This is a genomic window from Bradyrhizobium sp. Mp27, from assembly GCF_029953005.1.
Classification (GTDB): Bacteria; Pseudomonadota; Alphaproteobacteria; order Rhizobiales; family Xanthobacteraceae; genus Bradyrhizobium; species Bradyrhizobium barranii.
The window spans coordinates 1-12,256 of record NZ_JASAUS010000180.1 but is presented as its reverse complement, the minus strand read 5'-3'; the positions used below and the strand labels follow the sequence as shown (position 1 = coordinate 12,256).

13 protein-coding genes are annotated in these 12,256 nt (G+C 61.4%); 1 reads left to right on the top strand and 12 read right to left on the bottom strand.

The features are described 5' to 3' along the window. Positions 1–80 precede the first annotated feature (80 nt). The 11 genes from QJT78_RS43620 to QJT78_RS43570 form a co-directional block, all read right to left on the bottom strand. Positions 81–1,301 carry a TrbI/VirB10 family protein gene (locus tag QJT78_RS43620; RefSeq protein ID WP_038976459.1) on the bottom strand — a complete coding sequence of 407 codons (1,221 nt, stop codon included), beginning with the start codon at positions 1,299–1,301 and terminating at the stop codon, positions 81–83. Beyond that, the gene (gene trbG, locus QJT78_RS43615; protein WP_063629822.1) at positions 1,298–2,308 is read right to left on the bottom strand and encodes a P-type conjugative transfer protein TrbG; all 1,011 of its coding nucleotides are present in this window, start codon (positions 2,306–2,308) and stop codon (positions 1,298–1,300) included. The genes QJT78_RS43620 and trbG overlap by 4 nt, the downstream gene beginning before the upstream one ends. An 11-nt stretch (positions 2,309–2,319) precedes the next feature. Next, positions 2,320–3,024 (bottom strand): conjugal transfer protein TrbF, encoded by a 705-nt coding sequence (trbF, locus tag QJT78_RS43610; RefSeq protein ID WP_028146769.1) that lies wholly within the window; start codon positions 3,022–3,024, stop codon positions 2,320–2,322. Between the two features lie 3 nt (positions 3,025–3,027). Then, complete coding sequence (gene trbL, locus QJT78_RS43605; RefSeq protein ID WP_244433196.1) at positions 3,028–4,086, bottom strand: P-type conjugative transfer protein TrbL; 1,059 nt, start codon at positions 4,084–4,086, stop codon at positions 3,028–3,030. A 118-nt stretch (positions 4,087–4,204) separates the two neighbouring features. Beyond that, the gene (gene trbJ, locus QJT78_RS43600; protein WP_028146770.1) at positions 4,205–4,954 is read right to left on the bottom strand and encodes a P-type conjugative transfer protein TrbJ; all 750 of its coding nucleotides are present in this window, start codon (positions 4,952–4,954) and stop codon (positions 4,205–4,207) included. Positions 4,955–4,991: 37 nt separating this feature from the next. After that, positions 4,992–7,583: a conjugal transfer protein TrbE gene (gene trbE, locus QJT78_RS43595; protein ID WP_028146771.1), complete on the bottom strand. Its 2,592-nt coding sequence runs from the start codon at positions 7,581–7,583 to the stop codon at positions 4,992–4,994. After that, positions 7,577–7,834: a VirB3 family type IV secretion system protein gene (locus tag QJT78_RS43590; RefSeq protein ID WP_028146772.1), complete on the bottom strand. Its 258-nt coding sequence runs from the start codon at positions 7,832–7,834 to the stop codon at positions 7,577–7,579. Before QJT78_RS43590 ends, trbE begins: the two co-directional genes overlap by 7 nt. Beyond that, entirely contained in the window at positions 7,831–8,199 is a 369-nt protein-coding gene (locus QJT78_RS43585; protein ID WP_063629820.1) for a TrbC/VirB2 family protein, read from the bottom strand. Before QJT78_RS43585 ends, QJT78_RS43590 begins: the two co-directional genes overlap by 4 nt. A 17-nt stretch (positions 8,200–8,216) precedes the next feature. Further along, on the bottom strand, positions 8,217–9,155 hold the full coding sequence (trbB, locus tag QJT78_RS43580; RefSeq protein WP_028146774.1) for a P-type conjugative transfer ATPase TrbB: 939 nt from the start codon (positions 9,153–9,155) through the stop codon (positions 8,217–8,219). Further along, positions 9,076–9,633: a hypothetical protein gene (locus QJT78_RS43575; RefSeq protein ID WP_049810239.1), complete on the bottom strand. Its 558-nt coding sequence runs from the start codon at positions 9,631–9,633 to the stop codon at positions 9,076–9,078. The genes trbB and QJT78_RS43575 overlap by 80 nt, the downstream gene beginning before the upstream one ends. Positions 9,634–9,645: 12 nt before the next feature. Further along, a complete protein-coding gene (locus QJT78_RS43570) occupies positions 9,646–11,667 on the bottom strand; it encodes a conjugal transfer protein TraG (RefSeq protein WP_028159858.1) in 2,022 nt (673 codons plus the stop codon). 31 nt (positions 11,668–11,698) lie between these two features. On the opposite strand from QJT78_RS43570, the gene QJT78_RS43565 reads away from it, so the two are divergent. Beyond that, the gene (locus tag QJT78_RS43565; protein ID WP_155258005.1) at positions 11,699–11,842 is read left to right on the top strand and encodes a hypothetical protein; all 144 of its coding nucleotides are present in this window, start codon (positions 11,699–11,701) and stop codon (positions 11,840–11,842) included. 157 nt (positions 11,843–11,999) lie between these two features. Here the strand turns inward: QJT78_RS43565 and QJT78_RS43560 are convergent. Further along, positions 12,000–12,256, bottom strand: a 257-nt coding sequence (locus QJT78_RS43560; RefSeq protein ID WP_281460623.1) for a hypothetical protein, incomplete at its 5' end; no start/stop codon positions are given.

The following is a 12,256-nucleotide window of genomic DNA, read 5'->3' as shown; positions in this document are numbered from 1 at the left end:
CCGGCGGCTCTTCTTCGTCATCTTCGCTCCTGATTCGCAGCAAGAATCCTCGCCGCTGTCAGGCAGAAAATCCACTCAAGCTACTGTCCGAATTTGCGGGGCCAGCTCTCTGTGATCGTTGGCTGCACATCGAGCTCGCGCTCCACCAGTCGCTGACCAGCGCGATTGGTCGTCTGCTGCGCACTTTCCCGCAGCGTCTTCACGAGATCGCTCTCGTCATTGCCGAGCGACAGCTGCGTCCCGACACCGATCAAAGTCGCGAGCGCCACCACCTTCAGCAATTGCCAGGTATGAAAGTCCACCTCATCTTCGAGCCCGGCATAGCCCGCGACGTCCGTGGCCGGTAAGTTCTCGATCACAATCGAATTGCCGTTCGGCAGAATGAGACGTGCCCACACGACCAGCGCCCTCTTCTGGCCGAAGGCGACGACGCTATCGTACTTGCCCACGAGCCTAGTTCCCTGGGGGATAAGAAGATGCTCACCCGACACGGTGTCATAGACGTTCTCGGTCACCTGGCCGATCGTGGCGCCCGGCAGATCAGAATTCAGGCCAGTCATAAGGCTGGCCGGGATGATCGATCCCGCCATGACGGCATAGGTTGATGGAGCTGGTTGAAGCGCATGGGGATTGGTGGTTTCTGTGTCGGCTTTTGCCGCCACGAAGGCCAGCTTTCGCGCCTGCGGAGACGGAATAATCTCGCTGGACCGATCGACCATGGCCTGAGCCGTCTTGGCTAGATCAGCGGCCGAAGGCCCGGCGTCAGCTGTCGCCGGTCTGAAGGCGGAAGGGGTAGCTGCCGGCACGTCGGACGTATTGATCTGCTTTCGCTTCTCCTGCTTCTCCGACAGCCTGACAAACAGACCGGACTCCTTGGCTTGCTGGGCAATGCGCGTCTGCCGGATCCGCTCGGTTCTCTCGGCGTCCTCCTCCGGATTAGTCCGGAAGCCTCCATCCAGACCCACGCCCGCCTTCTTTTCGTTTTCGGCAAAGGCGCGGCCTATGTCCCCAGGAGACGGTGGCCCAAGCCGAGGTGTCGTTGGGGTGAGGTTTTCATACGACTTCGGCAGCTTGCTGAGGCCCTCGGCTGTCTGCTTGCGGTCGGTGTTGTAGAGCTCCGCTCGATCGGCCGACTTGAACACTCGCAATGGACGGAGCGCGACGATGACCGCTCCGGCGACGAATAGCGCGGCAACGGCGCAGCCGATGATCAACGCACGCCTGTTCAGGCGCCGAATAGGCCGCGGCCGCGCGCGTAGTTCGAGGGGCTCTCGCGGATCCTGAATTGGGCCGTTCGTCATGAGGCGCTCCCGGCGCTGAAGGTCTGCGACACGGGCCGCGCGTCGATGCGGATGATCCGCACGGTCCGCTGCGGATTTTCGCCGAGGCGAAGCTCCGCGGCGCCAAACATCCGATCGACGATGTAGTAGGAGCCGCGAACTCGGTAATTGACAAGGTTCGGCCGACCATCGGCGCCGGCAACGAACAGGGGCGGCGCTTCTCCCTGGGACAGACCAGGCGGCATCTGGATGTAGACCTTGCGGCCATCGTCAAACGCCCGCAACGGACGCCATGGCGGATCATCCCCCTCGACGCGATAGCGGAAGTTAAGGCTATCAAGCCGCACACCTCGATCCGCGACCCGCTCCTCATTCTCCTGGGCGACGGCATTCTGCTTATGAAGCGCAACGAGGGTATCTGTTGGATAGGTCCACGAGATCGAAGCCATATAGGTCTGCTTGGTGGAGACAAGCTCAAGGTGATAGGCGCGCCGGTCGGTCAGAACGACCAGGTTGGTCTGAATATCCGGAAGCGTCGGCTTCACCAGAATATGCACCCGTCGGGCGGTTCCCTGCCCACTCGCGGTATCGCCAACGACCCAGCGAACGGTATCGCCGGTCGAGACGTCGATCAGCTCTTCGCCGGCTTGAAGCGCGATCGTCGAGACTTTCTCAGGACTGGCGTAGAGCCGGTAGAGCGCGCCTTCCGTCCAGGGATAGACTTGGATCGCGTTGATATATCCGGCCTTGGTGGGCTCCATCCTGGCTTCTTTGTTCGCCTTCGCGATCGCCTGCTCAGGAGGCAGATTCTCGTCCTTGGTTCCTTTGGTCGGATAGGGCTTCAACTGACCGGGTAGCGGCAAGACCTTGGGCGTTTCAACAACCGCAACTGGCTTCGGCGGATCCGCTTCCGGAAAGCCCCGTTCGAATGTCATCTCGTCATATGGCGCCTCGAGGTTGAGCTTGGTGGCACAACCGCCGAGTAGGAGTGACAACGTCAGGACGCTGGCCGACGCGAGCTTGGTCATGACAACAGATTTCATTTTGCGTCTCCGATGAGGTCACGCGACCAGTTGAGGGAATGGACGTAAAGGCCGAGCGGGTTCTTCCGCAGCGTTTCGGCATCCGAGGGTGACTTGAGGACCGTCGTAACGAGCCCGGTGAAGCGCTCTGTCTTTGAGATCGCGCCGTTCTCGTAGGTGTTCTCCTTCCAGCGGATCTCGAAGCTGTCGCCGGAGGCACGAACGACTGACATGACTTCAGCGGTCACGGTCTTGGACCCGATCTTCGTGAAGGGATCAGCTTCTCGCGCATAATCGTTGAGAGCCTGCGCGCCGCGATCGGTGACAAAGTCATAAGCTCGCAGCCAGTTCGCCCGGACGATGACAGGGTCAATCGACAACGAGCGAACGTTCTCGATAAATCGCGCCAGGAAGTGCGCGATCTGTGCGTCCGACGGCTGATACGCCTCGAGCGCAGGACCGACCGCGCGGACTTCGCCGAGCCGATCGACCTCGACCACGTAAGGGACGACGCCGGATCGAGCAATTTGAGCAAAGATCGTCAAACCGAGCATGCCGGAGAGACCGATGGCCGCCAACGCAGCTAGCCGCCAGTTGCTAGCCTGCACGCGAGCCGAGCCTAAGCGCTCGTCCCAGACCTGGGCTGCCTTCTGGTAGGTGGTGACTGGTTCAGGCGTCTCGCCATATCGCACGGATGCGCGCTGAAAGGGGTGAGCTGCCATGGTCTATTCCTCCTCCAGCTTTGGACCCGACGAATGCGCGCCTCTGTCACCCTCTTTCAAGGTATGAGCCGCAACCTGGGCCGCCTCTCTCGCTTGCCCTCGACTTGGCGTCGCTGGCGAACGGGCGCTCCCGGAAGAGACTCCGCCGCCAGTCGCGCCACCACTTCCTGCGCCCGGGATTTGACCTGCGGCCAAGGTCTGAGCCGAGGTACCGCTGGCTGTGGCCGCCCGTGATAGCGAAGCTGCAGAGCGGACTGCGGCGACCGAGCCGCCTGCGCCGCTCGCAGCGGCGCGCAGACCGCCCATCGCAACCGCGCCACCTCCGATCACGACCGCCGCAGCGCCCGCGGCCGTTCCAGCCGCCGCGCCCGCGCCAAGCTGAGGGGCGCCTGACACCAAGCCGGCGGCGATGCCTGGCCCAAAGATGCCAAGGCCGAACAGTGACAAGGCCGCAAGTAGCAGACTCATGGCCGACGCGATATCGATTGGCCGCGTCAACGAGTCAGACAGTTGGCCGAAGATGGTCGAGCCAATACCGATGATGATTGCGAGGACCATCACCTTCACACCCGACGCGACCACGTTGCCGAGCGTCTTCTCCGCCAGAAAGGCGGTCTTTCCCCACAGCGCGAATGGCACCAGGATGAAGCTTGCGAGCGTCGTCAGCTTGAACTCGATGAGCGTGACGAACAACTGCACGGAAAGCACGAAGAAGGCGAGCACGATCAGGATCCAGCAGAACAAGAGGATCAAGATCGTTGGCAGATTAGTCAGGACGTCGAAGCCGGAGAATTGGCCGGTCTCCTCCAGAAGTGGATGAGCTGCTGTAAAGCCCGCTGCTGCGACAAAGCCCGGTCGAGCCAAGTCGGCCGCGGTGAGCGCGCCGCCGGACGCCTTCAACCCAATACTGGAGAAGGAAGCGAAGACGATATCGGCAATATTCTTGAAACTTCCGATAATGAACGCGAAGGCTCCAACGTAGAGAACCTTCTTGGCCAACGTGACCATGATATGGTCGTCGGCCTTCAGACTCCAAGCGAGTCCGGCAAGCGTTACATCGATCCCGATCAGGGTTGAACTCAGGAACGAAACGTCGCCCGACAGTAGTCCGAAACCGGAGTCGAGGAGAATGTCTCGGTGAAGCGATCGATGACAGAGAGATCAGCCATGGTGCCCTCTCCTATTTTCCACCGGAGTAAGCCTGGCCGTCGCCGATGAAGCGCGTGAAGCGCTCCTGCGCAGCGGCCACGGAAGCCTGCTGTTCCGCCGCCCGTAACGTCTCCGCTCGCGCCTGGGTCAGGAGCAATATCTGCGCCTGCAACGTCTGTTTGGTCTGGAGGCCGAGCAACTCATTGTTCGATTGCTGCGCCTGCAACGATCCGACGGCGGCGGAGGAATTCGCCATCAAAGTGCGAAGGGTCTGTCCATCTTCGTCAAGACTTGAGGCAATTGTCGCCTGTGTTACCAGCGCTTGCTTCAACCCCTCATAGGTGTTGTCCCAGCGAGACGTCGCGTCCTGCACCATGAGATTGGAGGAAGACGAAGCGCTGTACTGGCGTGGATAGAGACGCTCGAAATCGTTACGCGCCTTGTCGACGTCGAACGAAATGCCTTTCGCTTGCGCCACTAGGCCATTGAGCCGATTGATCGTGCTCGTTAGCTGGCCCACGACGCTGCTTGGCAGGCTCGTGAGGTGGCGCGTCTGATTGATCAGCATTTGCGCCTCGTTCTCGAGGCTTCTGATCTGATTGTTGACCTGGTCGAGCGCACGAGCGGCGCTGAGCAGCGTTTGACTATAGTTCCAGGGATCGTAGACGATGGACTGGGCATTTACCCGGCTAAGCCCTTCAACTCCGACAGTGACGGAGAGAAGAACGGTGGCGGCAAGAATCGGGCGCGAGACGAGTCCGCGCGAGCGGGATCGTAGCATTGGTCACTCCAAGGCTTTGGCTGGGATGGATGGCGCGCTAGGACGACAGCGCCTGTTCGAAGGTGCTTATGAGATTGGCAGCCCAGTGCAGGTCCCGCTCTGCGAGATAGCGCTTGGCAAAGTGATGGGGGCCGGACCGGGACAAAACCGTCTCGATGGCCCGCTGGTCCTCGGACGAGGAAGCTGCAGCCAGAGCCAACGCCACCGGTCCAAGGCCGAGCTCGAACAGGCGGTTTCCAGCACGGGACTGGAGGTAGTAGTCGCGCTTGGGAAAGGCCTCCCCGATCAAGCGTATCTGGGTATCGTTCAGGCCAAACCGGCGATAGGTCTCCGTTTGCGTCGGCTCAAGCGCGCGGGGGTTAGGTAGAAAGATCCGGGTCGGGCAAGACTCGATGATCGCCGGCGCAATCTGGCTTTCGGCGATATCGGCGAGCGACTGGGTGGCAAAAATGACGGCAACGTTCTTCTTGCGTAATGTCTTGAGCCACTCCCGAATGCGACTTGAGAAGAGCGGATCGTCGAGAAAGACCCATGCTTCGTCCAGCACAAGCAAAGTAGGCCGGCCGTCAAAGCGACCTTCGAGGGTATGGAAGAGATAGGTGAGAACGGGCGCCACCAGGCCTGGCAACGCCATCAGCTCATCCATCTCGAAGGTGAGCACGTCGGCGCCGGAAAGACGATCCGCATCCGCGTCAAGAAATCTCCCGTATGGTCCTTCGAGCGTGTATGGCTGTAGCGCCTGCCGCAACGCGTCGCGCGCAAGCAAGGCTACGAGACCGGTCATCGTCCGCTGGGACACAGGCGCGGAACCAAGGCTCTTGAGTGCGGACCAGAGCGCCTCCTTAACTTCGGGTGTGACCTCGACCTGCTCATGGGCGAGCACACCGCAGAGCCAGTCCAGCGCCCAGAGCCGCGCCCCCTCCTCCGCAACATCCTTCAGCGGTTGGAAGGCAATGCCGGCCTTGGCTCCCAATTCGTACCAGGCTCCCGCCAAGGCGAGCGTAGTGGCACGCGCGGAGCGGCCCTTGTCGAAGGTAATGAGTTGGGCCCCGGGATATCGCCGGAATTGAAGGGCGAGCATCGAGAGTAGCACCGATTTGCCGGCTCCGGTCGGACCAACAATGATGGTATGCCCGACATCGCCGGCATGTAGCGAGAGCCGAAACGGAGTGGCCCCCTTGGTCTTCGCGATCAGAAGCGGCGGTCCGTCCAGGTGGTCGCACCGTGCGGGCCCAGCCCATACCGCCGAGAGCGGACACATATGAGCGAGATTCAGCGTGTGAACGATCGGTTGACGAATATTGGCGTAGGCTTGCCCCGGAAGACTGCCGAGCCAGGCTTCCACTGCATTCACGCTCTCGCGGATGACCGTAAAGCCTCGGCTATTGATCACCCGCTCGACGGACCGGATCTTCTCGTCAGCCTGCCGAGCGTCCTCGTCGGTGACGGTCACCGTTGTCGTGACGTAACCGAATGCGACCAGGTCGTCCCCCAGTTCGGAGAGAGCGACATCGGCGTCGAGCGCTTTGTTACTGGCATCGGTATCGAGGAGTGCAGCTTGCTCGTTGAACATGACCTCTTTCAAGATCGCACCGAGCGATTTTCGCTTGGCAAACCACTGCCTGCGATACCGCGACAGTGTTGCGTTCGCCTGAGTCCGATCGAGCGGCAGAAACCGGGTGGCCCAGCGATAGGGAACGCCGAGCCTGTTCAACTCGTCGAGCAGGCCTGGAAAGGTCACCGCCGGGAAGCCGAGTACCGTCAGCGCGCGAAGATGGCTTCGGCCGATCGCCGGCGATAAACCACCGGTGAGAGGCTCGTCGCTGAGGAAGCAGTCGAGATAGGCCGGAATCTCGGGAACGTTGACGGGGTGCCGCTTGGTCGAAATGCAGCCGTGCAAATAGGTCAGCGTCTCAGCGTCGCTGAGCGGCCAGATTTCTGGCAAAACTGATGAGAGCAGGTCAATTGCCCGATCGCTCTCCTGGATGAACCGCTGGAGATGCTCCCAATAGCCCTGCTCGCCTCGCGGTAGGCTCCGGCGACCTTCGGTCCCAGGGGATTGTCCATCGCCGCCGTTTGCTGGCTGTTCTGGCAAGTCGGAGTGGATGAGATGCCTGCCACGATTGCGTTGCGTATCGCCGGTCGTCGTACTTTCTCCGTCGTTCGGCCGCTCCAGGAACAGCCCCTCGAGCCGCGAGACCCGCTCAGCCGGCGGCAGGTACATCAAGGTCAAGTGCAGCACGCTCTCGAAGTGCTGTCCACGTGGCCGCGACGGATCTTCCCAAGCAATGCCTTCGGCCCCCTCGAACGCTGCTCGCCGCTCCTCATCGATGAGCCAAGACACCGCATCCGGAAACTGCGAGCGCGGATACTCGGAAGCCTGGACGCGCGTGGCGTCAAAGAACAACGCCCATCCCGACCCGAACCGTTTCAGGACGTTGTTGACCCGTGAGGTTACGCTCATCAGCTCAGCCTCTGTCGCGCTGTCGAGGTCGGGACCTCGGTAACGAATCGTGCGCTGGAAACTGCCGTCCTTGTTCAGAATGACGCCCGGCGCGACCAGGCATGCCCATGGCAACCAATCGGCAAGGCGGTGCGCTTGGCCACGGAATTCTCTCAAGTTCAACATGCGAGCCAGCCCTTGTGCTTGGTGTGGCGGACGGTGACTTCGACGAAGGCCGGATCGCGCTTGGCGAACCAGACCGCAAGGCTGTGCCCGACGATCCAGAGCAAGAGGCCTGGAAGCCAGAGCCGCAGGCCGAGCGCCAGCACCGCCGATAGCGTGCCGATGAGGATGGCGGCGGCGCGTGGCGCGCCGCCGATCAGAATTGGCTCGGTGAGCGAACGATGAAGTACGAGCTCGAATCCATCTGCCCTCATGGGATCAACGCACCGCCGCCGAACGAGAAGAACGAGAGAAAGAACGAGCTGGCGGCGAAAGCGATCGACAGGCCGAAGACGACTTGGACCATCTTTCGGAAGCCCCCGGAGGTGTCTCCGAAGGCGAGCGAGATGCCTGTCACGGTGATGATGATGACCGCGACGATCTTGGCCACGGGCCCCTGCACGGATTCGAGGATGCGCTCGAGCGGTGCCTCCCATGGCATGCCCGACCCGGCCGCATGCGCCGACGAAGCGGTTAGGAGAAAGCAAGCGGCCGTCGCGGTCAGTTCCGCGACACGAAGTCCGCGCGTCCGCGGGCAGCGAAGGCACGGACGCAGGTATGGACGCAGTTGAGTCAGCATCTTGCAGTCTCCCTGGATCAAGAACGATGGGCGGTGTTTGGAAGTCCGGGCGGGGTCTCGAGCAGGTAATCGCCGGATGAATCGAGGCCCCTGAGTTCGGTGATCGTCTCGATACGTCTGGCGGGACCCCGCCCCTTGATGAAGACGATCAGGTCGATGGCCTCGCCAATGAGACGACGCGGGACCGTTGCGACGGCCTCCTGGATCAGTTGCTCGATCCGGTAGAGGGCGGCTCGCGCCGAATTGGCGTGGACGGTGGCGATGCCGCCCGGGTGGCCAGTGTTCCAGGCCTTCAGCATGTCGAGGGCTTCAGCCCCTCTGACTTCTCCGACAACGATGCGGTCGGGACGCAAACGCAGCGTCGACCGCACCAGATCGGCGAGGCTTGCCACGCCCGGCTTGGTCCGCAAGGTCACTGCGTCCCTTGCGTCGCAGCGCAGTTCGCGGGTGTCTTCGATAATGACCACCCTCTCCTCAAGACCAGCAATCTCGGCCAGCAGCGCGTTGGCGAGCGTTGTTTTGCCCGAACCGGTGCCGCCGGCGATCAGGATGCTGCGCCCTTCCTTCACTGCGGTCGTCAACACGTTGGCCATGACGGGCGAAACGGTCTGCGCCCTAACGTAATCGGCGAGACGGAATGTCGTTGTGGCTGGCTTGCGGATGGCGAAGCATGGCGCCAGAGAGACTGGAGGCAAAACACCCTCGAAGCGTTCGCCAGTCTCCGGGAGCTCGGCCGAAACGATCGGCGACGTGCCGCTCGCCTCCGCGCGAACGTGGCTGGCGACCAAGCGGATGATCCGCTCGGACTCCTGTGGCGTCAGGACTACGCCCGTGTCGGCGCGGCCCGAACCGTGTCGATCGAGCCACAGCTTCCCGTCAGGGTTGACCATCACCTCGACAACGTCGGGTTCTTCGAGCGCGACGGCGATTGCCGGCCCCATTGCGGTCCGCAGCATGCCGCGCCGCCGCTCCCGGGTCTCGGACGAGAGGGGCCCCCTCCTCCAGGTTCCGCATAAAGAGATCTGGCTTCGAGGCGCTGACGCGATCCATGACGTCAGCCACAAGCCGACCACCGGAGGCGACCCGTTTGCTGACCTGGGCGACGAACATTTCGAACCGTTCGCGCCCCAAAGCGCGGGCGGCGTCCTGGTCACCAGTGGGCAGCGGTGGGGTAATTGTCAGGTAGTACCGAATGAAAAGTGCGATGGTCTCGGCCATGACCGAGAGGTCGCGGTCGGCTCGTTCGAGCTGCCGGCTCACGCGGTCAAGTCTTCGGATCAGCGCCGCGTCGCCACTTGTGTCTCGCTCTGGATTCAGAAAGCGGTCGAGCGCGGCATCCACGATGGCCGACTTGTTGCTGCCAGGACGCTTTGCGGCAAGTTCCAGTCGCTGAGCGACGCTATCGGAGACGTAAGCCGAGAGTTTCGGTTTCATGGGGTCAGCTCTTCAAAAGGAAGGAAGAAGATCGTCGTCATCGCGGGTGACGGCGTGCGCTTGACGTATGGAGCTGGATGGGCTTGCAGCGCGCTGCATCTGATTGCGATCGGCGGCTGTATCCTCGTCATCGTCGAGCAGGCGTTCCTCGACGAAACGGCCTTCACTCACAGGCGGGGTGGCCTCGTCCAACAGTGACAATTGCTGTTTGAGACCTCCCTCTGCGCCGTCTTCCTGCATAAGGTCGCGATACGGGGTCGTCGCGAGGCGAAGATCGACAGCGCGGGTCTGTCCGCCCCAGTCGTCGGCTCGCGCTTCAGGACGATCGCGATACTCGGCACCGTCGAGCTCCGGCGGCCGATGTAAACGACCGACGAAATTCGCGTCCTCATAGTGGCGGAGCTTGGAAGCTCTGACCGGTGCTAGACCCGAAACGAGGACGATCGCCTGATCGGGCGGCAACTGCATCACCTCCCCCGGAGTCAGGAGTGGCCGGGCGGTTTCCTGGCGGCTAACCATGACGTGGCCGAGCCAAGGCGCGAGCCGATGACCTGCATAGTTGCGTTGAGCGCGCAGTTCGGTGGCAGTTCCTAGTGCGTCCGAGATGCGCTTTGCCGTGCGTTCGTCGTTTGCGGCAAAGGCAATACGGACATGGCAATTGTCCAGGATGGCATTGTTCTCGCCGTACGCTTTCGCGATCTGATTGAGCGACTGCGCAATGAGATACGCTCGGATGCCATAGCCAGCCATGAAGGCTAGCGCGCTCTCGAAGAAGTCAAGCCGGCCGAGCGCTGGAAACTCATCCAGCATCATCAAGAGCTGACGCTGTTTGCCATTTCCGGCGTTCAACGCTTCGGTCAGCCGGCGACCGATCTGATTGAGGATCAACCTGATCAGCGGCTTGGTGCGGCTAATGTCCGACGGGGGGACAACGAGATAAAGTGTGACCGGCTTGCCTGCACCAACCAGATCGGCAATTCGCCAGTCGCAGCTCTCGGTATTGCGGCTGACGATTGGGTCGCGATAGAGCCCTAGGAAGCTGACGGCCGTCGAGAGGACGCCCGAGCGCTCGTTCTCTGATTTATTCAGAAGCTCGCGCGCGGTCGCGGCCACTACCGGGTGGACCTTCGGCTCCTTCGCCGTTCCCAGATGGTTCGTGGCGAGCATAATCCTGAGCGTCTTCTCGAACGACTGCGCGGGATCGGCCAGGATCTCGGTGACCCGTGTGAGCGTCTTCTGTTCTTCGGCATAGAGGACGTGAAGGATGACGCCGACCAAGAGCGAATGGCTGGTCTTTTCCCAATGGGTGCGGCGTTCGAGCGCTCCTTCAGGATCGACGAGGATATCGGCGATATTCTGGACGTCGCGGACCTCGGCCGCTCCTTTGCGGACTTCGAGCAAAGGATTGTAGCGGGCACTTTTTTGGTCGGTCGGATTGAACAGGAGGCAATGCGAGAAGCTCGAGCGCCAGCCCGCCGTCAGCTGCCAGTTCTCGCCTTTGATGTCGTGCACCACCGCAGACGAGGTCCACGACAGCAGCGTCGGCAATACGAGCCCCACACCCTTGCCCGAACGCGTTGGCGCAAAGCACATCACATGTTCCGGTCCATCGTGACGCAGATAGTTGTTCTCGAGGCGCCCGAGGAATACGCCCTTGGCGGTGAACAGGCCCGAGGCCTTGATTTCATGCATCTCTGCCCAGCGGGCTGAGCCATATGTCGTTACGAGTTGATTTTGGCGTGCGCGCCACACCGAATTGACGATCGCAAAGAGCGCACCGACAACCCCGCCGGATGCCGCGATAGCACCGCCTTCTTCGAAAATTTCAGGCGCATAGGCCTCAAAGGCAAACCACCATTCGAACAACCGCCAGGGCAGATAGATCGGATAGTTGGCAATGAGAAACCAGGGATCGCCGAGCCGCGGCTGATATCCGAGAGCCGCCGCAGTCCATTGCGTCGCTCCCCATGTCGATGCGGCGACGATGCCGAACACGACGGTGATTTGGCCAACATAGATTTTTGCCGGAAACATTCGCTGCCACCCGCTCGATGTGAGCGGCGCGATGAGAACGGTGAATCCGGCAAGCCTTCAATCGAAATTAAAATTCGTGCTGTCGATGAGCGCGAGCCTGGTCAAACGCGATCGGGTCAATCGACTTGAAGAGCAAATCCGATACAGCATGGTCGAACGCTTCAACAGCGTGTGATCGGTTAGCGTAAGTAAGATTAATTCGCGCGCGTGCAAGGCAGCGCCTTACAACGCGGCGGCTCGCTTACCTGAAGGCGGCACGACTCGCCTCGGCAAGTGACATTTGCCGCGAAGCGCAAGAGCTCGATGCTTCGTCTACTAAGACCAAATTGCGCTTAGGCGAAGCTACTCAGCGGCAGCGCAAGGTGGAACTTCCATCCGATAGCCACGATCGCTACGTCTTTGCTGATGATGGTGAACATCATCACCAGCACCATCAGCAGCATGTAGTTGCAAGTTCGGCGATCGGCGGGCCGAATATTCGTAAGCGCGTATTTTACCGCACAGGCTACGCGCGCGGCTGGCCGCGGCGTCGCGTGACGCCGGGCCCCAGCAGTGTCATCGGAACGGCTTGGTTGACCTGAGCGTTCGA